The sequence below is a fragment of the Halorubrum sp. SP9 genome, assembly GCF_005435015.1.
Classification (GTDB): Archaea; Halobacteriota; Halobacteria; order Halobacteriales; family Haloferacaceae; genus Halorubrum; species Halorubrum sodomense.
In genome coordinates, this window is sequence record NZ_SGXU01000446.1 from 1 (window position 1) to 396 (window position 396).

The window sequence follows — 396 nt, forward strand, 5'->3', positions numbered from 1 at the left end:
GGAACACGAGGTCGTCATCGTCTAACGTGCTGATTGTCGGTGACGACGACGCCGACGTGATATGTAGGATGTCATTCGGAATCGTCACTGACTGCGCGATACTGATCGTCACACCGCTCGACACAGCCCCAATCAACCCGGACACGTTCTGCGTGTTGACGAGAGAGTTTGCTGCGTTGACTCCCGCCGTCGAGTTCGTTTCCGAGTCCTCATCGAACAGTTCGATCTCCCGTCCAAGCGGCCCCCCGGCTGCGTTAATGTCTTCTAGCGCCAATTGTAGCCCGTTCAGCATCGGCTGGCCGAAGTCACTGAGATCGCCGCTGAATGGGATGACGACCCCGACACCAATCGGGTCACCGCCGGACGCTCCACCGTCTCCGCCATCGTCCGAATCGG

General features: G+C 59.1%; 1 protein-coding gene. It reads right to left on the bottom strand.

The window, feature by feature from the left end:
• The coding region (locus EXE45_RS18185; RefSeq protein WP_241989542.1) for an ABC transporter substrate-binding protein at positions 1-396 on the bottom strand (396 nt) is incomplete at both ends.